Raw genomic sequence first — 24,203 nt, forward strand, 5'->3', positions numbered from 1 at the left:
TAAGGCAGAATGTCTTGAAGTAAGATTACATCAAAGGCTCATCGCATTACTTATTGCTATTCTTACCATTGTGGAAGAACTATTTCCCGAGGTAGATTCTCGAAAAATGATGACTAGGATGATAGCTGATTCTGATTATTTTCACAGGATCAAAAGAATTTTTGAGCCAGATCCTAACTTAAAACTAACCGAATAGTAGCTTGAAAAGTTAGTTTTGGAACAAAAGCAATAAACTTTTAATGATCAAGTGTTTAACTTACTTAAAGTCACTCAAAAAAAAATCTAAATCTCAATGTTCTTACGTTCTTTGGAGGTGCGAAACTTGAGTCATTTACTTTAAGAAATGCTCTAGAAAATGCTTACGCAACGAGTGTATTGGTAGCAAGTGCTGGTAATGACGGTGTTTGTATTGGACCTGGGCCATTTTGTGCGCCATCATATCCTGGAGCTTATACTTTTGTAATTGGAGTGCAAGATGCTGCAGGCTATTCTAATAATGACCAAGATGGCCCTATTTTCTCTAAATATGATAACTTATTAAACTATGAAACAACTGCCCCAGGAACAGCTATTATGAGTGCCGTGCCAAATGGTGGTTACCGTAAATTAACAGGAACTTCGATGTCTAGTCCTTTATTAGCGGGTGGTGTTGCATTATGTCTACAACAAAATCCAGACGATAGCAAAGAATTATTATTTGGTAATTTAATTAACACGGCTGCTACATTTGTAGATATAGAAGCAGCAATTACAGTGGTGCCAGAACCAGAATTAAGGGTTTTATCAGCATTAGTTTTAGATACTATTAATGGCCAAAACGGAAACGATTTTATAGAACCTAATGAAACCATTGAAATATTTCCTCTGGTAAAAAATTACTGGGGACCAACAGAGGATGTAAGAGTAGGTATTGAATTTGCAGAATTTGAAGACCAAACCAAAGCTACTATTTTGGAATCTGAAATTGCTATTGGTTCTATTTCTGCGTATGCAAATTTGCAAGATTTAACAAAATCTTTAAAAGTTGAAATTGCAGAGAATGTTGCTAATAATGTAAATATTAAATTCAATTTAAAAGTTTGGTCTGGCCCAGATAAAGAGTATTTAACTTCTACAGAATATGTTATTAATGTGAAGAACTCTGTTTTATTGTTTGGTGTTATTAGCGAAGACTTAACGCTTTATCCAGATAAAGAATACTTAGTATCAGACAATTTAATAATGAGTGGAGATGCTACTTTATTTATAAAACCTGGAGTTATTTTAAAAATTGCTGATGAAAAAAAGATAAATTTATTCGATACTTCTCGCATTGAGGCAGTAGGCAAAAAAGATTCTTTAATTGTTTTTAGAGCAGAAAATACGTATTGGGCGGGTATAGGTTTTACAAGTTCTAACACTAATAAATCCATTCTAGAATATGTAATTTATAGAGATGTTAACAACCGTCATATCTTTCCAGATGCTGATAATTTAAAATTAAAAAACTCTGTAATAACAGGATGTTATTCTTTTTGGCTTTTAAGGGATACTTTTATTACTAAATACAACAATAATATATCATATCACAACAATTTTTATGAGAATAAGACCATTTATTTAGCTATGGATGGATATTCCTCTAAAGCAACAATATCTCAATTTTATAGTAATTATATAAATAATGAATCAAGAAATAGTAGTTCTCCTTCAGGGATACGCTTTAACTATAACAAAGCTTCTTTTGAAAAAATTAATATATTCAATAATGTGGTTTCTTTTTCCTTTTATAATAATGGGAGTTCAGAACCCTTTAAAGCATACTTAGGGTCGGGATATGAAAGTAAATATAGAAATGTAGTAAAAGATGCTCTAAATGATAGTGATCTACCAGGTTTATTTAATTCTGATAGTATCTCTAAAACCCCATACGAAGAGGCGCATAGTATTGTTTGGAAAGTATTAGTAAACGGTAAGGATGCTCAAGATGAATATGATTTAATGGATCCTGTAGGAGTTGGTACTCATAAATTTGATATCTATTTCAATAGAGAAATGGACAAAACGAAACCACCACAAGTTAGTTATGGGGTAAGAGAACCATATAACCAAAAAATTATTTCAGAAGAAGGTACTTGGTCTGCAGATGGTAAAATATACGCCGTTACCCACGAGGTAAAGATTGGAGCTGCAGATGGTATCAATAGAATACGGGTGCAAGACGCTAGAGATTTAGATTGGTTTGATATTCCTGTAGAAGACTCTCGATTTAATATGTTGGTGCAATCCGCAGGGTCTGCATCCACAGGTTTTTTAGCAACGGCAGGTTTGGGAGAAATTGCTTTAGAATGGGTAGAACCATCTGAAGATGAATTAGAGGATGTTTTGGGCTATAATATGTATCGGTATGAAGCCATTACAGATACTACTTTTACAGCATCTCAAAAGATAAATGAAAACTTAATTTCAGGCGTAACTTTTGAAGATTTTGAGGTAGAAGAAGAAGTAAAGTACTTTTATCAGTACAAAATTTTAAGAACAAATTTTGAAGAAACAGATTTCTCTACAACAGTTACAACGCAGCCACTAACTTCTAAATTGGGAGATAGTAACGGAGATTTTGAGGTAAATGTAAATGACCTGCTACAAAATGTAGATTATATTTTAGGTAGCAATCCAACACCTTTTATTTTTAATGCAGCAGATGTAAATAAAGATGCTACTATAAATGTTTTAGACATCTCTGGTACTGTAGATCTTATTCTAAATCCTAGCTCAGATAAAACAGCAACCAAAGGTGCTAGTAGTATTAATTACTATAGCAACGATGCTGTTGGTGATGCCACTTTTTATTGGGAAGGAAATGATTTATACGTAACGTCTGAATATGAAATAACAGGTATTCAGTTAGCATTTGATAAAGATTTAAAACACACGATTAATGAGGATTTACCAAATTTTGAATGGTTAAATTATGAGCAAGAAGGGTATAAAGTTACCATGATGTATAGTTTTGGAGATGTAAGATTACCAGCAGGTAAAACAAAACTGTTCACCAAAACAAGTGCAGCAGAAAATCTTTTTAATATTGACAAAGCAGTGGTAGCAACTACAAATGGAGGCAAGCTAACTGCTTTATATGAAGATAAAACAGTTTTAGGCATCGATGCACCAGAACAAGGTGCTGTATCTAAAATATTTACAGTAGGTCCAAACCCAACAGCTGGTTTGTTAAATGTATTCTATTATTTACCAGAACAAATGGATAAAGTAAGAATGGCTGCCTATGATTTACAAGGTAAAGTTATCTGGACAAATGATTCATTTAAAAACACGTCCGGCCAAACAAATACTGCTGTAGATCTATCCTCTTTACAGAACGGCATTTACTTTTTAGTTATTGATGTAGTGAGAAGTACTGAAATTAAAAAAAGAGAAGTTAAAAAAATTATAATACAAAAATAATGAAAGCATTTTACACAGTAATTGCTTCCTTCTTTTTGGTGTTTATAATACAAAGTACAGAGGCTCAAAATAGCATTGTATTTGATACTAAAGAAATAGGCACAGCAACCAATTTCGATTTTGATATTTCACTAAACAACGCAGACGAAATAGCGGGACTACAATTTGATATTACTTTTAATGCAGCTGTTTTTGAATTGGTCAACGGGCATCAGTTAGCAAGTAGAGCGGATTCTCATACACTTGCCGTTAGTAATCCTTCTGAAGGCGTTATTAGAGTATTGGTGTATTCAGATGCTAACGCTGCTATTCGTGGCAATTCAGGTGTTATCATAAACTTAAAGCTAAAATCTAAAACTTTACCAGGTACTTTTAATGTCAATGATGATGCATTGGTAGTGTCATCTCCAGAGCAAACAGCAGTATCTGCAACGATAGAAACAGGAGCTGTAAAAGTATTAGGTCCTATTTTAAACATTACGTCTTCAGAAGTAAATTTTGGCAGAGTTCCTATTGGTAGTGGACCTCAAAGAACAGTATCTATTAAAAATGACGGAAATTTAGATTTAGCTCTGACGGGAATAAACACCATTACGCCTTTTAGTATTCAAGAAAGTTTTCCAATCAGCATTGCGCCAAATAGTAGTAAAAACCTAACCTTAAATGTAAACAGTGGTTCTAAATACAATAGCAGTGAAACGGTACGTTTTCAGAACAATGATGCAGACCCTCTGAGGAAAATAAAGACGGTTGTTTTAAAAGCAGAGGTATTTGCTGTGAATGAAATAAGGATTGGTGCTGGGAATGGAGAAATAAATACCGCCATAGAAATTCCTGTAGTCATAGAAAATATGGAGCCTTTTAATGGGTTTCAGTTTGATATAAAATTACCAAATGATATTACTTATGTTGAGAATTCACTTGTTTTTTCTGATAGATTAGATGGGCACAGCGTCAGCGCTAGTTTAATAAATCCTACGACACTTCGTTTTTTAGGATATTCTTCATCAAATAAAAATTTTAAAGGAACTGCAGGAACTGTTTTTAGCTTTCAATTAAAGCCAAATGTTTCATCAGGAAATTATCCACTTAGAATTGAAGAAGCGATCTTAACACATACTTCTTTGGGGGATATTCTTTCAGATGCATATAATGGTGCAATACAGATAAACGCACCTAATTTAAGTTTAAGTACTTCTTTAATTTCTTACGGAACTGTGCCGATAACAGAAACAAGAGAAACAACAATTAGACTTTCTAATTCTGGTAGTGCAACACTGAATATAAATGAAGTTATGTATGATGCTACAGCGCTTAGCTTAGATGTGAAACTGCCTTTAGTTATTGAAGCAGGACAGTTTGAAGAGGTGAAATTAACTTTTACCCCAAAGACTGCAGGAAATTTTTCCAAAGCAATCTCTTTTAGACATAATGGAGCTGACGTGCAAAATGTATTAAATGTATCTGCAACCATTTTTTCTCCAAATTACGTATTGGTAGAAAATGTAAAAAGTTACAAAGATCAAATAAATAAGATTCAAATTGTTTTAAAGAATAATGACGCTGTAAAGGGGGTTCAGTTTGATGTTGAGTTACCCATAGGCTTTCGTATGGATGTTGATGCTATTCGTAAAACGGAAAGCACAAGTGATTTTTCTTTAGTGGGTTCTCAGCAAAACAATACAGCGTATAGAATTATTCTTTACAGCTCGGATAATAGTATCATAGCCACAGGAGACACAGCAATTATAGAGTTGCCAGTTTTTATTGAAGATACTGTTGCTTTAGGTGATTATGAGTTTCAATTTTTGAATACTGTTATAAGTGATGTAAATAATAAGAACATAAGTAGTACTATCCTAGAAAAAGGGTTGATTATCGTTGCATTGAAAGATTCAGATGGAGACGGTGTAGCAGACGATGAAGATACTTGTGCAGATACACCAGCAGGAGAAACTGTTGATTCAAACGGATGTGCTACCTCTCAGGTTGATTCAGATGGAGATGGCGTTACGGATGATAAAGATACTTGTGCAGATACACCAGCAGGAGAAACTGTAGATTCAAATGGATGTTCAGATACCAGTTTAAGGGTAAAAGATGAGGTGTTTGATGAATCTATTTTCTTATTTCCAAACCCAGTGTTAAATATATTGTCTATTGAATCTGAAGTCTCACCTATCTTGAAAGTTCAATTTTACTCTATAGTTGGAGAAAAAGTTAAAGAAATTAAATCAAACTTCAACTCAATTATCACAAATGATTTATCTAGAGGAATATATCTATTACAGATTTATTCTGATAAAGGAATCACAAATAAAAGACTAATAAAGAATTAACCAAAGCTATCGTTATTTCTTAGCTGATTAGCTGAACAAACAGTGAAAAATGTTGGTATCAGTATTATGGATATGAGGTGATACAAACTAACAATAATTCTTTTAAATCCAAAACAATAGCAGTAACAGATTTTGATAGTGATGACGTTTTTAATGTTTGGGAAATAGACCAATATAAAAACTTAAAGGAATTGGTGAAGGAATAACATGGGGCAATTGGAAGCTGCATTAGCCAATAGACCTTATACCCTATTTAATGGTCATTTTCATTCGTTTTCACATCGTAAAAGATTGGGTAGGGATTATTCAATATTGGTTACAACTGGTGGTTCTCAAAATTCTAAAGACTCGATGTCTTTTGATCATGTTACGCTAGTAAGAATGGCAAAAGAGCCTGTTGTAAACCATTTAAAAATGGAGGGAATTTTAGATGAAACTCGTAAAGTGCCCATTGTGTTGGATAGTTTCCTGATTGTAAAAGAATAAAACGAGCATGGTTTAATATCCCTGCATAATTAGTTTCTTGGTTAAGGATAGCCAGCAAATAAAACACGAAAGTATTTTTTTAAGTAGCCTAAAAACAAGTACTTAATTACATAAGGTGTCAGCTTTTTGTTGGTTATTCGATTTATATTATTTGCTTTTCACAGCTGCTTACCTAGCTAATTTTTCCAGTACTTAATAAATAAATCATTAAAATCGCACCAATAGCAAAGCCAATATAAAATGTTTGTGTGAACAGTTTTTTATTATTCCGATAAAATAATTTTAAATTATTCATAGTTCGATGGTTTTTATTTTGATTTTTCAATTGTAAATCTAACGATTTTTTGTTTTTAGATTTGAGTTTGGTTTAAAATTTTAACAATTATTTAAATTTAGGTTTTGCTGAAAATTTTGTTCAGATAACTTTATATCTTTTATAATTTTCAGTTCGATTTTATTTTTCAATTCAGTTTTTAATTTTGCTAACTGGTTAATAAACATAGCTTTTTTATCTCTATTATTTTACAAGATTTTCGTGATGATATTTTTAGTTGGTATGCTCATTTTTTATTTCCTTTTTTGTGGAGCTTTAGATTCTCATTTGTTAATCTATTAAAATAATGTTTTTCTTTCTTTTAGTGATTTGAAATTCAGTCAAATTTGATTCATTCTCATAATTTTTAACTTTTGATTTATCCCTTGATGATGCACTCATAAGTTTTATTTTAACGTTCTGTGCGAGCGAATGGCAATATCAAGTGTAATTGATTCTTTTATGTAAAGCCTTCTTTAGCAAGTTTGCAAGAATTTTTTATAGGTGGTACAATATCTAACACTCGCAGTTAAGCACCTAAATAGATGGCATCAGCATGGCGTACAATCCGAAAAAAATAGAATTCCGAAGAAAATCGCAGTTTGTATGGAAGGCAGTAGCTAAAACCTAAATTTTTAATACAAATTGCACTGGTAATTAAAAGGGGAGTGTCTGTCTTGAAAATAAAATGCTCGATTCTATGCAGTTAGTGATTAAAAAATAAAATTTCTGTTGTTTTAAAGGTGTTGAAACTATTTTTAAGGTAGTTTCTAGTGTTCGTTCAACTACTTTAAAAAGTAAGTACTTTTCTTTACTTTATTTATTTTTTGTAAACATAAGTGTTTACTTTTTAATATATTTGTAAATATATTAGTTTACAATTTAATTTATTTGTAAACTTAAATCGTTACAGATAATGAGAAATAAAAGAAAACTTCTAATCGATCAATTAGACCAGAAACTAAAACCTTATCAGAAAATAGAAATGGTTCTAGTTCCAAATAAAGGATGGATACATACAATTCGGACTGCCTTTAATATGACTATGGCGCAACTTGGAACCAAACTTCAAATTACTAGACAAGGAGTAAAAAGTATTGAAGAAAGTGAATCAAAAGGGTCAATATCAATTAATTCTTTAAAAGAAGTGGGAGATGCATTGGATTTAAAGTTTGTGTATGGTTTTGTTTCTAAACATGGAACCATTGATAATTTAATTAATATAAAGGCTGAAAAATTGGCTCAAAAAATAGTGTTAAGAACCAATCAAAATATGAAGTTAGAAGATCAGGGAATTGGTGATGAAAAAATTATTGAAAACATAAAAGAATTGGCTATTGAAATAAAAAGAGAGATGAAAAAGTCGTTATGGGATTAGCATTAAATTATAAAGATGGTCAAACACCTTTGGATGAAGAAGAAAAGGATGGGCTAAAGATAAAGTCAATAACAAGCCAAGGAGAATTGGATGAATTTGAACAACTAAATATAGAAAAGGCAGTTGAGTGGACTATTCATGCAAATTTAAAACAAGAAAAATTGCTCACGGAAAAATTTATAAAAGACTTACACAAAAAAATGTATAGTGATGTTTGGAAATGGGCGGGAGAATTTAGAAAAACCAACAAAAATATAGGCGTAAACTGGACTCAAATTAGGGTAGAATTAAAAAATCTGATAGACGACACTAAATACTGGATAGAAAATAAAACGTATTTGCCAGACGAAATTGCGATCAGGTTTAAACATAGAATTGTTGCAATTCATTGCTTTTCAAATGGAAACGGCAGGCACTCAAGAATAATGGCCGATATAATTGTTGAATCTATTTTTAAAAAAGAAATTTTTAGCTGGCATAAGTCAAATATGGTTAAAGCTGATGAAACAAGAAAGGAATACATTCTAGCATTAAAAGCAGCTGATCATGGAAATATAAATCTTTTAATAAAATTTGCTAAAAATTAAAAAACTTCTACAAACAGCTTGATTAAAGAATTTCAAGTATAACAAGATGATGTTTAAATAGGTAAGAAATTTTAATTTGCCTTTCCATAAAAATTAAAAGCGTAAAAGGTTATTTACATAAATGTTATTGCTTGTTTTTAGATGCTATTTAAAAGGAATTAAAAATTATAGGCTGTTTTTTAGAACAAAAAAAACAGCATCAGTTCACAACTTCGTTTTAAATAGCATCACATTTTTTGATTAAAGTAATTAGCTACTTTTAAGAAGCTAAAGGTTTTGAGTCGTTTATTAAATTTTATGATTCTAAAATAGATGATAAAAGTGTAACTTCTTAAGTCAAAATTATTTTACTGACACTTAATACATTTATTTGTTTTTCAATCTATTAGGTTTAGTTAAAACGAATAACGGAATTAAAAATATAAAAACATGAAATTAGAAAAGATATTAGACAAACTTGGCTCATTAGAAAAGAATTCGTTTATAAAAATTATTGACAATATCATTTCAAAACACCCTAAAAACAGCAAAGAAATTGACAAGATTTTAAGTTCGACAAATAAAGGGTTAAAATCGGTTGACAGTCAAAATATTGCTAAAGTTTTTGCTTTAACTTCAAAAGAATTTCAAGAACACATAAAATGTGAGTTTCAAGAAATCACTTCACAACTTGATATTTTAATTGATATTATAATTCGTGACGGAAATTGCATCATGAAGCAAGATTGGTTTTCGAGATTATACGAGAATGAGATAAAACAACTAAAGAGTAAACGAAATATTTTAAACGCAGATTTTGAAAACGAAAAATCAGAATTAAGCGAAACAAGGAAAAGAGATTATAAGATTTATAAATCTTGTTTGCATACAGCCTATTACAATGATCAGGAAAATAATAGAGAGGCCAAAGTAAGTGCTGACGAACTTTCAATAATTCTTACTCTTTCAAAGCAACTTGGGCTTTCACAAGAGGAAGTTAAGTTAATTAATTATTCGATTTTACCAATTAAAAAAATTGATATTCAAGAAGTGATAAAAGGACTTAAAAATATTGGAGTAATTTTTTATTCAAATAAAGAGAGTACGATTTATGTTGCTGACGAAATGGTTCGGTTTTTACGAAAAATTCGCCAAAAACAAATCGCAGAAAAATTTTATCGTAGAACTTTAAAACTTTTAAGAGAGCCTATTATCAATCAAATTTCAAAAGATCACAATATTGACCGAAAATTAACGTATTCTCAAAAGATTGAAGAAATCATTGACGAAGGTGTTTCATTTACCGACTTATTATTGTCGGATATTTATAAAGCAGGAAGTACATTAACAGAAAAGAAGAAAACTTTAAATGAACTTTGCGAAAAAGGACTAAATATTAATAGCTTAAAAGGCAGTACACTAGAAGATAAAATCAGTAGCTTAATTGTGTATTTTGAAACTATTGAGCGTGACGAAAAAGTTGGTATTTCTCTTGATGGTTTTGATAAACTTTTATCGGAATTAAATGTTTCGTTACCCAAATTAAACAACCAGATTCGTGAACAATTTGAACTTCAAGACGAATTTGTGTTAACAGCAGACTTTCTGCTTGATTACAACATAAAACCAAGAGATATTTTAGATTTACTAATCAAAATAGACAGAATTAAATTTCTTAAAGACAATGGAATTAAACAAAGAGGAGATGATGTTTTAAATATTTTAGAACATTATAAAGATGTTGAGAATTTGTATTTAGAAAACTACGAAAATGTAGCTTATAGAAACTTAAACTTACTTAAAGAAAACGGAATCACAATAAAAGAAAGTGAACTTGGTTTAAAGTTTGAGGAACTTACAAGTGTACTTTTTAAAGGAATTGGCTTTAATGTTGATGATAAATTTAAGAGTCAATTAAATACAACAAAGGATATGATGGATATTCTTTTAAATTTAGGAAATCAAGAAATTATAATTGTAGAATGTAAAACGAGTAAAGAAAGAGGCTACAATAAATTTAGTTCAGTTTCAAGACAATTAAAGTCGTATCAAAATTTAGCCTTAAAAAATGATTTAAGGATTGTAAAAATATTGCTCGTCGCACCAGAGTTTAGTGATGATTTTGTTACAGATTGTGAAATGGATATGGAAATGAACTTGTCTTTAATTACAGCTTCTACGCTATCGAATATTTCTGAAGCATTTAAAAACTCAAAATACACGGAATTTCCGCATGTCTTATTTAGAGATATCGTAATTAATGAGGAGAGAATAATAAAAGCATTAAGTAAGTAATAAGATTGGCTCATACTCTTTGTTCAGTAATTAATAGTTTTATTTAAATTAGGAACTGTCTGCAAACTTTCTCTCTTTGAATTATTTACTAACTTTAGCTTTCAAACATGCAGCCATTAATAACTCAAAAAACATAACTATTTAAAAAAACAACGAACAATAAATTATTAAAAAAGATAAAACTAACTCAATTTTTGACAACTAAAATTGAAATTTCGAAAAACGAATTTGTATCAAAATTTAAAGAACAAGTAGACGAAGGAAGCACAGGAATATTTTCTAATCCGTTTAAGGTTTTTTCTTCTAGTAAAAACGAATACAAAGGATCTGTAAGGTTGGATGGCTTCACAATCAAGAGGAGAAAAAAGTTGTTTGACATGAATATAAATTTAGCCATGGCTAGCAGAAATTACAAACAAAATAACGAAAATATCATCATCGAAACTGAAATAAATGGGTTCAATGGCATGATCATTCCTGTGTTATTTCGAATTAATCACGCTCATTAAAACACAAAAGCTAGCATTTTATATCCAGAAGAAAAACTTTTTTTTGAATACAAATAATCCATATTCAATCTTTCTAAAAACAAAAAACATACAAATTTTAATTGCTGATGATGGTATTCGTTTTGATATGAAGAACGTTAAAAAAGTAGATTCAGTTAGAGATATGCGATTGTTCTTAAAGGAAGAGCGTTTAAAACTAATTGATGGAAAACTTTTTATCAATGCTGAAAAAGAGAAAGGAACTCGAATTGTGCACTATGTATTTAATTTACGAAATAAAAAATGTCCATACTTTCTGTGCTAAAGAAAATATGGACAGTTATAATTTAAACTATTTTAAGCAGAATTTCTACTCGCATTAATATTACCAAATAAAGAACGCATCACCATTTTTTCAAACACTTCAATCTCTTCAGCGTTTCCTTCGTTTTTTTGTAATTCTTGAATTTTCTTCAACGCATATTGCTGAATGGTTAAAAGGGGTAATACGATACTCTCTCGCATTTCTATAGAAGCTTTACCCACAGGGTAATTCTCCATGAGTTCTTTATGACCGGTTAGCTTTAATAATAAGCGTTTTGTGGTTTTATATTCCTCGTAAATTATGGTCCAGAATTCACCGAAAACTTCGTCGTCTGCCATATAAGCCGTTAGGGCAAAGAACGATTTAGATAAACTCATCATACTATTTTCTAGTAATGTTTTAAAGAAATCAGACGCATTGTAAAACTCAATAATCTCATCAAAACGGTCAGCATCTTCATATTTCTTTAAAGCGGTTCCTACTCCGAAAAACCCTGGTACATTTTGTTTTAACTGACTCCAACTACCCACAAAAGGAATGGCTCTTAAAGCAGAGAAATCTAGGGTATCAGAATTAGAACGCTTGCTTGGTCTACTACCAATATTTGTTTTTGCATAATATTTTAACGTACTCATTTTTTCTAAATACGGCAAAAACTGCGGATGATTCTTAAAGGCTACATAGGTTTTATAACTTGTTTGTGCCAAATCATCAATAATAGTTCTGTGCGAATCGTTTAATTGATCTTTTGTGAAAACTTCATTTTTAATACCAGAACTTATCAATTGCTCTAAATTAAATTGAGAAGAATTTAGAGTTCCGAAATTAGAGCTAATTGTTTGCCCTTGAATGGTTAACTGAATTTCTTTGTCTTCAATCGTTGGGCCTAAAGAGGCGTAAAATTGATGGGTTTTTCCTCCACCTCTAGCTGGTGGTCCTCCACGACCGTCAAAGAAAATAACTTCAATATCAAATTCTCTAGAAATTTTTGTAAGCGCTTCTTTTGCTTTAAAAATCCCCCAATTTGCCATTAAATAACCACCATCTTTGGTTCCGTCAGAAAAACCCAACATAATAGTTTGTTTATCTCCTCTTTTAGAAAGGTGATAACGATAGGTATTATTGCTGTATAAAGTGCGCATCACATCGCTAGCATTTTCTAAATCATCTACCGTTTCAAAAAGCGGAATTACATCTACAGGCAATCCGTTTTCAAAACCACATAAATTTAACATGGCAAAAGTTTGCATCACATTTAATGCAGTCTGATTGTTACTAATAATATATCTATTTGCGCCGCGTTCTCCATTTCTTTTTTGAATGGTTTTAAGCGCATAAATAGATTCTATGGTACTAACCGACATTTCATCTGACAAAATGCTAGGATCTATATCTCCTTTAACAACAGCCAAAACATCAATTTGATCTTTTTCATTTAACTGATGATAATTTTCAGGAAACGTAGTGTCTCCAGAAGCTAATAAGTCATTTACAATTTGGGTAAAAGCCTTGTGGTGTACTCTACTGTCTTGTCGAATATCGAGCGTAGCAAAGTGAAAACCGAAAATTCTTACTTTATTAATAAAGTCATTTAATTCTTCAATAAATAAAGAATTATGGTTGTTAATAACGATTTCTCTAGCCGCATATAACTCTTCTAATAATATTTTTTGAGAAAAATTAACCTTCGAATAACTTCTGATAACATGTTTGTAAAGTCGTTTTTCAATTTGAGCTAAAATTTCTTGAACTCCATCAAAAGTAAAACGTCGTTTTAAGCGCTTCACATCTCTGTAATAGCTTCTTAAAATAGATTGACGCAGCTTTTCTGCAACATCTAGGGTTATTTGTGTGGTTACAAACGGATTTCCATCTCTATCGCCTCCGGGCCAAAACCCAAGATCTATAATTTCATTTTCAATAGGATGACCGTCATATATGTTATGCTGAATATAGTTGTATATTTTAGGAACAGAATGATAAAATACGTTTTCTAAATACCAAATTAAACTGATCGCTTCATCGTAAGGCGTTGGTTTTGTTTTTTTGTAGAAAGGTGTTTTTCCTAATTGAGCCAACAATTTCTTTATCAACAGTAAATCATCATTTTGTATGGCTTTATCTAAATCTGTGATAATCCCTAAAACGGAACCAGGGTAAAATTGTGTAGGATGCGCTGTTAAAACAACACGTACTTTAAAGTCTTCTAAATGTTTTTTGAGCTCTTCTTTTTTATCACTTAAAATGGCAATTTCTTTAGAATTTCGAAGCGTACCAATACCATCCATGTTGTTTACAATAGGAAAAGCGGCATCTTCAACAGCATCAAATAAAACTACTTGGCGTTCTATGTATTGAATAAATTGAAACAATAAATCTTTTTTATTCTTATCTTCTGATGCGTCTAGATATTTTGCAAAAAACTGTTCTACAATTTCGGTAGGATTGTTTCCTTGTTGAAAACCTTTTTCACAAATTTTATGAAATAGCGGTAATAATACACCTGTATTATCGATGGTATCAAACGGAAGCGTGATAAATATGCTGTTGTAAATTTGATATTTAGACAACACATTGTCATTAAATCTTGTTAATTTTGGTAATACAGACATATTTTATATTTTTAGTACTGTGAAATTACAAAAAACCAAAAATAAAGAAGCTAGGTTTTCACGAATAATGCCTTATTAAACTACGAAAACGATAGAAATTAAGCTATTTATTGTGCAAATGTTTAATTTCTGTAAAAGTGAATTGTTTTAAGATTACTCATAAGGATGTAAATTGGGCTGTGGGCATTGTAAATTCCAATAACTAGGATCATTTTTTTGTATAAATCCTTTTAATAAATTTTCATTGCGATACTTTTCATAGTCGTCGTAAATATAAGTAGTCGGATTTTTACCTAAATCATCAAAATTAAAAGAAAAAGTATTGGTATCAAGATCAATTAAATCTACATAAACAAAATTGAAATTGTTTAATTTTAATTTTTTATGGATGGTAGAAAAACTGTTGTTCGCATTCAATACATTAGAAATTGTATAAATACTTGTAGGTTTCGTTGCGGTTTTCTTCTTTGCTATTTGAGCGTTTAATGAAATGCTAAAAATAAAAAATGTAACAATAAAAAAAAGTCTATTTTTCATAATGCTATTCGTTTAAGTATAGCTTAAAGATACAATTAATCTTTTTTAATATTGTCTAATAAAAGAAACATGTGCGCTTTCGTTTTGGAACCATCCTACCGCAAGCAGAGAACCAAGACTAGAGTTGAACGATCTTAAAATTAGATAAAAAAAGGTGAGTTTTTTATTTCAAAATTAAGTCTGCAAAACAAGTTTAAATCCTTTATTTTAAGGCGATTTATGAGCTTGTACTATTTTTAATCGGACACTAATGAATCTTTATTAAAAACGAGTAAGCCTTCTTGAAGCCAATCATAATAAGTATCTCTATCTGTATATTGTTGTGCGTTATTTAAGATTTCTAAATCCGGACTTAATAAAACATAATAAGGTTGTGACGCATTTTTAAAATTGATCACCTGAAAAGTAGACCATTTATCCCCAACACTTCTTATTTTTTTTACTTTACCATTTTGTTTTAAAAAATCGAATTGTTGCTCCGTTGGTAATTGCTTTTTATTATCATCTACATACAATGAAATTAAAATATAATCTTCTTTTAACAGTTGATAAATGTCTGGTTCGCTCCAAACATTTTCTTCCATTTTTCTACAATTCACACAAGCCCAACCTGTAAAATCTAATAAAATGGGTTTGTTAACTTCTTTTGCTTTTGCCAAACCTTCTTCAAAATCTTTATAACAATCTAAACCTAAAGGACAATCGCTTTCTTGTTCATATAGGCTATAAAATTGAGGCGGCGGAAAACCACTTAACAAACTTAAATTCCAAGTTGGGTTTTTTAAAACTCCGGGCGCAATATAAATGACAAAAGCAATGACGAGCGTTCCAAAAGAAATTCTTGAAAAGGATAATTTTTTAATCGGAGAATCATGCGGGAATTTTAGTTTCCCAAATAAATACAAGGCCAATCCGATAAAAATAATAACCCAAATTCCGATAAAAACTTCACGTTTTAAGAAATCCCAATGTGCTACTAAATCTGCATTCGATAAAAATTTAAAAGCTAATGCCAATTCTAAAAATCCTAAAACTACTTTGGTGGTATTTAACCAACCACCAGATTTTGGTAAAGAAGTTAACCAACTAGGAAACAAGGCGAATAAGGCAAAAGGCAATGCCAAGGCCAATCCGAAGCCAGTCATACCCGCAGTTAATTGCGTTGCGCCACCATCTGAAGTTAATGAACCTGCCAGTAAAGAACCTAAAATAGGGCCCGTGCAAGAAAAAGAGACAATTGCTAAAGTTAATGCCATAAAGAAAATACCGATAAGACCGCCAACCGAAGAGGCAGAATCCATTTTATTTCCCCAGGAACTTGGTAAGGTTATTTCGTAAAAACCAAAGAAAGAAAAGGCGAAAAATACTAAAACGGCAAAAAAGAAAATATTTAACCAAATATTTGTTGAGATGGTGTTTAATATCTCTGGATCTAAATTATCTAAAAAGTGAAAAGGCAGACTCAATAAAATGTAGATCAGCACAATAAAAAATCCGTATAAAATGGCATTGAAAATTCCTTTGCTTTTATTTTGAGATTGTTTCGTAAAAAAGGAAACGGTTAAAGGAATCATCGGGAAAACACAAGGCGTTAACAGCGCCAATAAACCACCAACAAAACCAAGAAAAAAGATATTAAATAATCCGTTTGAACTCTCTGAATCAGTCGTATTAGAATTGTCTAAAAGCGACGTGTTTTTTAAATCTAATTGCAGATTTTGCGTTAAAGTTTTACTTTTTTCATCAATCGTTATATCTTCTATAATGACTTTACCCGTTAAAGAAATCGTGAAGTTTTCATCAAAATTTATACAAGCAGTTTCACAAACCTGGCCAAAGAAATTTAATTTTACACTGGTAATTTTTTTGTTGGTTAATTGAATTCTCTGTGTAATAATCGCCTTCTCTTTAAAAACAATTTCTTCTAATCCCCAAGTTTCAGAATACTTTTTAAACGTATCTTTTTCAACCGCTTTCCCTACTAATTTGTAACCTGTTTCTTCTTCTTGAATGGTTATTTCTAAAGGTAGCGAAGCATCTTCTGGATTGTATTGTGAGTATAAATACCAACCTTTGTAAAGCGATGCGTTAAAAATAATATCATATTCTGTATCTGATATTTTCTTTACAGCTGTTTTAATTTTTATAGGTTCATTTTCGGTTTGTGCTTGTACATATAAAGCCGATAAAAAGAGGAATAATGTGATGAATTTCTTCATGATATGCATGTTATTTTTAAAATATTGTCACTATGTTCTTTGGATGAAAAACGGCTATCTTGTCTGTGATTCAGTACCCAAATAATTTCGTTATTGGCAGTGCAAAGTAGCCAAGTATTTTCTTTTTCTAAAAGAGAGAATTTTTCGTCTTTAAAATATTTACTTAACTTCTTTTTGCCTTGCATTCCTAGCGGATAAAGATAGTCTCCATTTTGCCGTTTTCTTACAAGTAACGGGTACTTTAACAAACCTTTATCAACGTAAATGCTGCGTTTATTTTCTGTTGATTTTTGCCTAACAGCTTCAAAATTTATTTCGATAGGACTTGTAATAAAATTCTCGTTTTCTTGAATAAAATACTCTTCTAATTGCTTATTTTTAAGATCGGTTTTGATGCTTAAAAGCAAGAATTCTCTGTCTTTTAATAAACGATGGGTTTTAGAAAAAACTTGTTTTCCTGATTGCGCAGAAAGTAAATGATACACATCGTTCCATTCAGTAAAATTATAGTCTTTTAAAAATTGATACAAATACGCTTTCGGATTTGAAAGTTGCTGCAATTTTTCAATATGAATTTTTGTGATTTGCAAATCATCCGAGGAACCCTTTTTAATGATATCTGTTATAACATCTTCAATACGATCTTCTATAATTTGCTGACTTTCTTTTAAATTATCAATCGTCTTTTCAAAAGAACTTAACAAACTAGGGTTAATTTCTTTTAAAACAGGAACAATTTGATGTCTAATTTTATTTCTGATATATTTTGTGGTGGCATTGCTAGCATCTTCTCGCCATGCTATTTTATTTTCTTTTGCATATTCCATGATTTCTGCTCTAGAAAATGGCAAAATAGGTCTAATAATATTTCCGTTAATTTCCGGAATGCCTGTAAAACCATCTAGTCCAGATCCTCTCGTTAAATTAATTAGAAATGTTTCTAAATTGTCATCTGCATGATGTGCTGTTAAAACAAAATTAAAATTGTGTTCTTTTATAATTTCTTGAAACCAAGTATACCGCAGTTCTCTTGCTGCAATTTGTGTGGAACTTTTATTTTCTGTGGCATATTTTTTTGTTTCAAAATTTTTTATAAAAATCTGATTAGACGTTTTTTGTGATAATTTTTTTACAAATTCTTCGTCTAAATTACTTTCTATTCCTCTTAATTTAAAGTTGCAATGGGCTAAAGAAATGGTGTAGTTTAATGCAGAGAAAAGATGGGTTAAAACCACAGAATCTAATCCGCCAGAAATGGCAATCAGTAGTTTTTTATCCTTTAAAAAAGGAAAATTAGCGTTGATATGTTCTGAAAATTTTTGAATCATTTGCGCATCAAAAATAACAAATTTAATGGTCTATTTCTCTTTGTGCACTAGGTTTCTATGATGGACTTTATCTTGGCGCTATTTTTGATGAAAAAAGTGCACATTTATAGTGTTTTAGGTCGATTATAGCGTTCTTTAAATCAATTATTTTATACAGAAGCAATATGTAAATTACAGTTGAGAATTTAACCAGTTTACAACATCTTGTAGCATTTCTTCTTTGCACAAATCGTTTTGTAATTCATGGTAGCCACCTTCATACAATTTTAGAGTTGCTTTGTCTGTTTTATCGGCAAATTCTTGTGTTCCTTTATAATCGATAATGCTATCGGCAGTGCCATGCAATAAGAATATGTTCGTGTTTAATTTGCGCGCATTTTCGATGGCCCATGCTCCGGTTTCAATAAATTTGATAGAATAATTAGGACTTATTTTAGCGTGAATTAACGGATCTTCCATGTATTTTTTTACTTCTTCTTTATCCCGAGAAATCGCATTTATATCTAATTCGTTTGCCATTGTTAGGGAAGGAATCATATTTTGAAGCATTTTGCCAACAAATAACTTAATAGCAGGTGGTTTAAAAGCTAATCTTAAAAACGGACTTGTACCAACAACTCCTTTTAATTCATGCTCTTGTCGAATGGTATAATTGATCACCGTATTGCCACCCATAGAATGACCATATAAAAAAACAGGCTTGTTCGGGAAGAGCTTTTTTGCTTTTTCTATGGTCTTTGAAACACTTTCTAAAACGGCTTCAAAATTAGGATTATGACCTCGTTTTCCAGTTGTTTTTCCATGACCAAAATGATCAAAAGTAACGACAGAAAAATCATTATCAGTTAGTTTTTTTGCAACATGTTGATAACGTCCAGAATGTTCACCCATTCCATGGACCAAAATCACAGCGGCTTTTGTGGTTTTTGCCTGCCAATATTGCCCGTAAAATTCGGCGTTGTAAAGAGTAAAGTTGAATTCTTTATGTGTCATAATTGGCTGTTAGTGTATCTTTTTTCTGATGGAATAATCCTATAAAATAAATTTCCTGATGATAAAAATACACTTTTAAAATGACTTCAATGCGCTGCATTTAATTGTGAATATATTACTCATCAACCGAACCAGCACTTGGAGAAAATAACAAATCAGTAGGATTGTCAATATCATATAAATACTGATATCTTTTAGATTCTTTTTTACAGAAAGGTTCTAAAAGTTTTACCATATTCTTATAACCTGCCATTGTAAGTACACAAAAAAAAGTTTCGTTGTCTTTTGTAAGAATTCCTTCATCAGATTTGAACAACCCGAAAATCAAATTGCAGTTACGTGGCGTTATAAAATCGACTTGCCCTAAATCTAGTTTTTGTTTTTTGTCAATAACAGTGTCTATCAAAAGACCTCTAAACTTTATTGCTTCTGCTTTGTCAAAGTTATAAAGGCGAACAATATTTTCGTCGAGACCATTAAAATTTTCTATATAATCTAATTCCATTTTTTGTTTTTAGTGAAGCTTATTTTTTTTTAGTAGCAAAGTTATGAATTCAAAGTTGCTATTTGAGCTAATCTCACTTCATACGCTGAATTTTTTTCATTATTTTGAAGCAGGTTTGATTTAATCGATAGAATTCTTCCTTCTATAAAATAGTTTTTCCTAAAATTAACAAGAAGCTTTTTTCGTTTTTATAGCTTTTTTTGTGATGCGAATTTAATACAAACAGGTCTTGATTTTGATTGGTGTGTGCCTAAAGTTACCAGAGCAAAGTTAATTTTTTTGAGTCTAGAAGCAAATCAATGAAGCTTCATAAAAAAGGAATTCATAGGTTTGGAATTCTGTTTTTAGGTTGCTTTTAACTAATTAGAGTTTAATCCGATGTCAACTTCTCAAGGAACACACATTTTAAAAGGATCTATAGTTTCTAATTTTTAACGATTCAGATGGTTTTATTTTTTTAAAGTGGATTGGTCAGCAATGATTTTTATTGAAGTTCTTAAATAATGAGCTCCAGGAAACTTTATCACACAGACAAGAAAATTATCTTTTTTTTATTCGCTGATAAGATGTGATTGTTTTATTTTTATCGAAATAACTCCCCGAGGCTTTGCCTTAGTTGTAGTGAATAGATTCAAGATTTTTAGAATCAAGAATCAAGACAAAAAAAGCTTGATTCTTGAAACAAATCGTTCTTATTTCTATTACTTTTATGGCTCTTTTAAATAAGTTTATGTATCACTTAAAACCATATTGTTAACTTTTTTTCGAAAAAGAACCAACTAAAAATATCGGAAACTTCGTAAGCATCGATTTGTTATTTATGAATAGCTTCTGGCTATTTTTTTGTATTTTATATACGCACTATCGCCGTTAGAAAGGCATTTATATTAAAAATAGTATATTTTTTTTTTACTAAAAAAGGAAAATAAGCTAGAATAACTTCAATAAATTTTCTGGAGCATTCAGTTTTGCAAAAATAAATTCGTTGTCATTTTTTATGATCCTAGCAAGTTACTTTTAATTCTTCGGGCATTCATTTCTGCGATATTGATGATCGAAATACTTTCGGGGCATTCTACTTCGCAGGCACCCGTAAATGTGCAGTTTCCAAAACCTTCTGCCTCCATTTGATAGGTCATTTCTGCAACACGTTTATGTTCTTCAGCTTTTCCTTGAGGCAAACTGTTTAGGTGATTAATTTTTGCTGATGTAAATAGAGCAGCTGATGCATTTTTACAGGTCGCCACACAAGCACCACAGCCAATACAGGCCGCTGCATCCATGGCGCGATCTGAAATAGCTTTGGGTACCGGAATTGCATTTGCTTCTGGCGCAGTTCCCGTTTTTGAACTAATATAGGCACCCTGTTCTATAATTCTATCGAAAGCAGAGCGGTCTACAACTAAATCTTTAATGATCGGGAATGAAGTTGCACGCCAAGGTTCTACCACAATAGTATCGCCGTCATTAAAACTTCGCATGTGCAATTGACAGGTCGTTATGTTATCATGTGGGCCGTGTGCACGACCATTGATAAAAACACCACATTGGCCACAAATACCTTCTCTACAATCGTACTCAAAAGCAATGACTTTTTCGTTTTTAAGAACGAGTAATTCATTTAAATGGTCTAAAGCTTCTAAAAAAGACATGTCTTCAGTTAAACCTTCTACTTCGTAATTCTTTATGGCTCCTTTATGTTTCGGACTATTTTGTCTCCAGATTTTGAATGTTATTTTCATGATATATTATTTATAGCTTCTTACGGAGGGTTTTACAAATTCGAATTTGAGTGCTTCTTTATGTAATTTAAAATCACCTTTATCATATTCCCAAGCAGAAACATAAGAATATTCTTCATCGATACGAACGGCTTCGCCTTCTTTAGTTTGAAACTCTTCTCTAAAATGTGCGCCGCAAGATTCTTCGCGCTCTAACGCATCGGTACACATCAAAATTCCTAATTCAATAAAGTCAGCTACACGCAATGCTTTTTCTAATTCTGTATTCATTTCTTTGTCATCTCCTGTGACTTTTACCTCTTTCCAAAACTGATTTTTAATCCTTTTAATTTGAAAAATAGCTTTTTCTAAACCCAACTTATTTCGACTCATAGCGCATTCTTGCCACATGACTTTACCGAGTTCTCTATGAAAATGATCTACTGTTTTTGTTCCGTTTATAGCTAGTACTTTATCTATATAAGCTTTGGTTTCTTTTTCAGCTTTGTCAAATTCTGGGTGATCTGTTGTTGGATGGTCTGTTTTAATTTCAGAAGCTAAATAGTTATTAATGGTATTTGGTAATATAAAATAACCGTCAATACTTGCCTGCAATAACGAGTTTGCTCCAAGCCTATTAGCGCCATGGTCTGAAAAATTACACTCTCCGATGGCATATAAACCAGGAATGGTGGTCATTAATTCGTAATCTACCCAAAGGCCACCCATCGAGAAATGTGCTGCTGGCGAGATTTGCATAGGTTCTTTATACGCATCAATACCTGTAATTTTTTTGTACATTTTAAAGAGGTTTCCATAGCGATCTTTTACGGTTTCCAAGCCAAATGTTTGAATAGGATGCTTAAAATCTAAATAAACCGCATTTTTTAAACGCCCTACTCCAAAACCGGCATCAATGCGTTCTTTTGCAGCGCGTGATGCAATATCTCTAGGTGCTAAATTACCAAAGCTTGGGTACCGTCTTTCTAGGTAGTAATCCCGCTCTTGTTCAGGAATATCGTTGGCTTTTCTTGAATCTGCTTTTTTTGTCGGAACCCAAATACGACCATCATTACGCAGAGATTCAGACATTAATGTGAGTTTAGATTGTGCTTCACTAGATTGAGGCAGCGCTGTTGGATGAATTTGGGTAAAGCTAGGCGCTCCGAATAAAGCACCTTTTTTATGTGCTTTCCACAAGGCACTGCCGTTACAGCCAATGGCTAATGTAGAAAGTCTAAACACACGAGAGTAGCCTCCTGTTGCTAAAACTACGGCATCGGCAGCAAAACGTTTTAATTTACCAGTAACCAAATCTCTAACAATAATGCCTTTTGCTTTTCCATCAATCACCACTAAATCTAACATTTCGCTGCGCGGAAACATTGCTACTTTTTTAGCGCGCACCATTTTATACAATTGAGAATACGCTGCTAAAAGCAATTGCTGGCCTGTTTGTCCGCGAGCATAAAATGTACGTTGTACTTGAACACCTCCAAAACTTCTATTGACTAAAGTACCGCCGTATTCTCTTGCAAAAGGTACACCTTGTTGTACAAAATGATCAATAAGTGGTGCAGATAATTCGGCTAGTCTATAAGTGTTTGCCTCACGCGATCTAAAGTCACCACCTTTTAAGGTATCATAAAACATACGATACACACTATCGCCGTCATGCTGATAGTTTTTTGCTGCGTTGATACCGCCTTGAGCTGCCACAGAGTGCGCTCGTCTTGCAGAATCTTGATAGCAAAAACATTGCACATCATAGCCTAATTCGGCCAAAGTAGAAGCTGCACCAGCTCCAGACAATCCAGAGCCAACCACAATAATATTCAGTTTTTTCTTATTTGCTGGGTTTATTAATTGCGACTTCACTTGATAGTTACGCCATTTCTCTTCTAGTTTTCCTTCTGGTATTTTTGAATTTAATTTCATTTTCGAGTTATTTTAGGTACACAATAATAGGAATGATGCCAAAACCAACTCCCATAATAACAGCATATATTAAGGCTATTTTTGCTATAATTTGCAAACCTTTTTTATGGTAAAAACCTAAAGTTTTAAAGGCACTTTTTAAGCCGTGATGCAAATGCAATGCCAACGGAATAGAAATCAATGTATAAAAAAGAACAAAGTAGATGTTCTGAAAGAGACTGTAAGTTACTTCGTAAACATCTTTATGTCCAAAAGCATCCATACCAACTTCTTCTCCTAAACCAAGTTTGATGCGTGCCCAAAAATTAGCAAGGTGAATAATGATAAAAATTAAGATAAGCGTTCCTAAAATCCCCATGTTTTTTGATGCCCAAGCACTGTTTTCTTTGGAGTGATTTAAAACATATTTTTGAGGTTTAGCCTTGCGATTTTTTAGTGTTATTAATAAGGCATAAAGTGCGTGAACAATAATAGAAACATATAAAATGTAGGCTATAATTTTGATGAACGAACTTTCTCTTAATGTTGTTGAATAGGAGTTGTATGCATCTCTAGCAATATCTTCTGGTAATAGTAAAATGCAATTTGCAGAGAGATGTACAACTAAAAAAACACATAGAAATAAACCTGTGAGTGCAATGATAGATTTTTTGAAAAACATCTGTTATTTATATTTTTGAATGGATGTGAAAACTACGAGTATCATTTATGTGTTG

The 24,203-nt window shown here is 31.6% G+C and carries 18 protein-coding genes and 1 pseudogene; 10 read left to right on the plus strand and 9 right to left on the minus strand.

The genetic code is table 11. The annotated features are described in order from the left end of the window. The 10 genes and pseudogenes from ES044_RS18790 to ES044_RS04460 form a co-directional block, all read left to right on the plus strand. The coding region (locus tag ES044_RS18790) for a hypothetical protein (RefSeq protein WP_223269086.1) at positions 1-196 on the plus strand (196 nt) is incomplete at its 5' end. A gap of 176 nt (positions 197-372) precedes the next feature. After that, positions 373-708: pseudogene (locus ES044_RS19440) on the plus strand (S8 family serine peptidase); the annotation flags it as partial. 1,668 nt (positions 709-2,376) lie between these two features. Continuing rightward, positions 2,377-3,444 carry a T9SS type A sorting domain-containing protein gene (locus tag ES044_RS19445; protein ID WP_410524694.1) on the plus strand — a complete coding sequence of 356 codons (1,068 nt, stop codon included), beginning with the start codon at positions 2,377-2,379 and terminating at the stop codon, positions 3,442-3,444. After that, positions 3,444-5,783, plus strand: coding sequence for a choice-of-anchor D domain-containing protein (locus ES044_RS04425; RefSeq protein WP_147118131.1), 2,340 nt, complete (start codon positions 3,444-3,446; stop codon positions 5,781-5,783). Before ES044_RS19445 ends, ES044_RS04425 begins: the two co-directional genes overlap by 1 nt. Before the next feature lie 207 nt (positions 5,784-5,990). Further along, positions 5,991-6,269 (plus strand): hypothetical protein, encoded by a 279-nt coding sequence (locus tag ES044_RS04430; RefSeq protein WP_189663180.1) that lies wholly within the window; start codon positions 5,991-5,993, stop codon positions 6,267-6,269. Between the two features lie 1,229 nt (positions 6,270-7,498). After that, positions 7,499-7,960, plus strand: a complete 462-nt coding sequence (locus ES044_RS04440) for a mobile mystery protein A (protein ID WP_147118130.1) — start codon at positions 7,499-7,501, stop codon at positions 7,958-7,960. Beyond that, positions 7,951-8,547, plus strand: a complete 597-nt coding sequence (locus tag ES044_RS04445) for a mobile mystery protein B (RefSeq protein WP_147118129.1) — start codon at positions 7,951-7,953, stop codon at positions 8,545-8,547. The genes ES044_RS04440 and ES044_RS04445 overlap by 10 nt, the downstream gene beginning before the upstream one ends. Positions 8,548-8,976: 429 nt before the next feature. After that, positions 8,977-10,821, plus strand: coding sequence for a hypothetical protein (locus ES044_RS04450; protein WP_147118128.1), 1,845 nt, complete (start codon positions 8,977-8,979; stop codon positions 10,819-10,821). A gap of 194 nt (positions 10,822-11,015) precedes the next feature. Then, the gene (locus tag ES044_RS04455; RefSeq protein ID WP_147118127.1) at positions 11,016-11,330 is read left to right on the plus strand and encodes a hypothetical protein; all 315 of its coding nucleotides are present in this window, start codon (positions 11,016-11,018) and stop codon (positions 11,328-11,330) included. 43 nt (positions 11,331-11,373) lie between these two features. After that, positions 11,374-11,634: a hypothetical protein gene (locus ES044_RS04460; protein ID WP_147118126.1), complete on the plus strand. Its 261-nt coding sequence runs from the start codon at positions 11,374-11,376 to the stop codon at positions 11,632-11,634. A gap of 32 nt (positions 11,635-11,666) precedes the next feature. On the opposite strand, the gene ES044_RS04465 is transcribed toward ES044_RS04460, so the two are convergent. From ES044_RS04465 to ES044_RS04505, 9 genes are all read right to left on the minus strand, one after another. Beyond that, on the minus strand, positions 11,667-14,246 hold the full coding sequence (locus ES044_RS04465) for a phosphoenolpyruvate carboxylase (protein ID WP_147118125.1): 2,580 nt from the start codon (positions 14,244-14,246) through the stop codon (positions 11,667-11,669). 153 nt (positions 14,247-14,399) lie between these two features. Further along, a complete protein-coding gene (locus ES044_RS04470) occupies positions 14,400-14,783 on the minus strand; it encodes a hypothetical protein (protein WP_147118124.1) in 384 nt (127 codons plus the stop codon). Positions 14,784-15,019: 236 nt separating this feature from the next. Then, positions 15,020-17,002: a protein-disulfide reductase DsbD family protein gene (locus ES044_RS04475; RefSeq protein ID WP_147186918.1), complete on the minus strand. Its 1,983-nt coding sequence runs from the start codon at positions 17,000-17,002 to the stop codon at positions 15,020-15,022. Further along, the gene (gene tilS, locus ES044_RS04480; protein WP_147118122.1) at positions 16,999-18,330 is read right to left on the minus strand and encodes a tRNA lysidine(34) synthetase TilS; all 1,332 of its coding nucleotides are present in this window, start codon (positions 18,328-18,330) and stop codon (positions 16,999-17,001) included. The genes ES044_RS04475 and tilS overlap by 4 nt, the downstream gene beginning before the upstream one ends. A gap of 171 nt (positions 18,331-18,501) precedes the next feature. Then, a complete protein-coding gene (locus ES044_RS04485; RefSeq protein ID WP_147118121.1) occupies positions 18,502-19,323 on the minus strand; it encodes an alpha/beta hydrolase in 822 nt (273 codons plus the stop codon). Positions 19,324-19,438: 115 nt separating this feature from the next. Beyond that, positions 19,439-19,828 (minus strand): hypothetical protein, encoded by a 390-nt coding sequence (locus ES044_RS04490; RefSeq protein ID WP_147118120.1) that lies wholly within the window; start codon positions 19,826-19,828, stop codon positions 19,439-19,441. 995 nt (positions 19,829-20,823) lie between these two features. Continuing rightward, positions 20,824-21,570 carry a succinate dehydrogenase/fumarate reductase iron-sulfur subunit gene (locus ES044_RS04495; RefSeq protein WP_147118119.1) on the minus strand — a complete coding sequence of 249 codons (747 nt, stop codon included), beginning with the start codon at positions 21,568-21,570 and terminating at the stop codon, positions 20,824-20,826. A gap of 6 nt (positions 21,571-21,576) precedes the next feature. Further along, positions 21,577-23,487, minus strand: a complete 1,911-nt coding sequence (locus tag ES044_RS04500) for a fumarate reductase/succinate dehydrogenase flavoprotein subunit (RefSeq protein ID WP_147118118.1) — start codon at positions 23,485-23,487, stop codon at positions 21,577-21,579. Positions 23,488-23,494: 7 nt separating this feature from the next. Beyond that, entirely contained in the window at positions 23,495-24,148 is a 654-nt protein-coding gene (locus ES044_RS04505; RefSeq protein WP_147118117.1) for a succinate dehydrogenase cytochrome b subunit, read from the minus strand. Positions 24,149-24,203 lie beyond the last annotated feature (55 nt).

This window comes from Polaribacter sp. IC066 (assembly GCF_007997085.1).
GTDB lineage: Bacteria > Bacteroidota > Bacteroidia > Flavobacteriales > Flavobacteriaceae > Polaribacter.

Excerpts from the sequence above, each read along its gene's own strand:
- ES044_RS19445 (WP_410524694.1), top strand. The coding sequence starts at position 2,377 with ATGTATCGGTATGAAGCCATTACAGATACTACTTTTACAGCATCTCAA.
- ES044_RS04490 (WP_147118120.1), bottom strand. The coding sequence starts at position 19,828 with ATGGAATTAGATTATATAGAAAATTTTAATGGTCTCGACGAAAATATT.
- ES044_RS04465 (WP_147118125.1), bottom strand. The coding sequence starts at position 14,246 with ATGTCTGTATTACCAAAATTAACAAGATTTAATGACAATGTGTTGTCT.
- ES044_RS04450 (WP_147118128.1), top strand. The coding sequence starts at position 8,977 with ATGAAATTAGAAAAGATATTAGACAAACTTGGCTCATTAGAAAAGAAT.
- ES044_RS04505 (WP_147118117.1), bottom strand. The coding sequence starts at position 24,148 with ATGTTTTTCAAAAAATCTATCATTGCACTCACAGGTTTATTTCTATGT.
- ES044_RS04470 (WP_147118124.1), bottom strand. The coding sequence starts at position 14,783 with ATGAAAAATAGACTTTTTTTTATTGTTACATTTTTTATTTTTAGCATT.
- ES044_RS04495 (WP_147118119.1), bottom strand. The coding sequence starts at position 21,570 with ATGAAAATAACATTCAAAATCTGGAGACAAAATAGTCCGAAACATAAA.
- ES044_RS04500 (WP_147118118.1), bottom strand. The coding sequence starts at position 23,487 with ATGAAATTAAATTCAAAAATACCAGAAGGAAAACTAGAAGAGAAATGG.
- ES044_RS04475 (WP_147186918.1), bottom strand. The coding sequence starts at position 17,002 with ATGAAGAAATTCATCACATTATTCCTCTTTTTATCGGCTTTATATGTA.
- ES044_RS04485 (WP_147118121.1), bottom strand. The coding sequence starts at position 19,323 with ATGACACATAAAGAATTCAACTTTACTCTTTACAACGCCGAATTTTAC.
- ES044_RS04440 (WP_147118130.1), top strand. The coding sequence starts at position 7,499 with ATGAGAAATAAAAGAAAACTTCTAATCGATCAATTAGACCAGAAACTA.
- ES044_RS04430 (WP_189663180.1), top strand. The coding sequence starts at position 5,991 with ATGGGGCAATTGGAAGCTGCATTAGCCAATAGACCTTATACCCTATTT.
- ES044_RS04425 (WP_147118131.1), top strand. The coding sequence starts at position 3,444 with ATGAAAGCATTTTACACAGTAATTGCTTCCTTCTTTTTGGTGTTTATA.
- tilS (WP_147118122.1), bottom strand. The coding sequence starts at position 18,330 with ATGATTCAAAAATTTTCAGAACATATCAACGCTAATTTTCCTTTTTTA.
- ES044_RS04445 (WP_147118129.1), top strand. The coding sequence starts at position 7,951 with ATGGGATTAGCATTAAATTATAAAGATGGTCAAACACCTTTGGATGAA.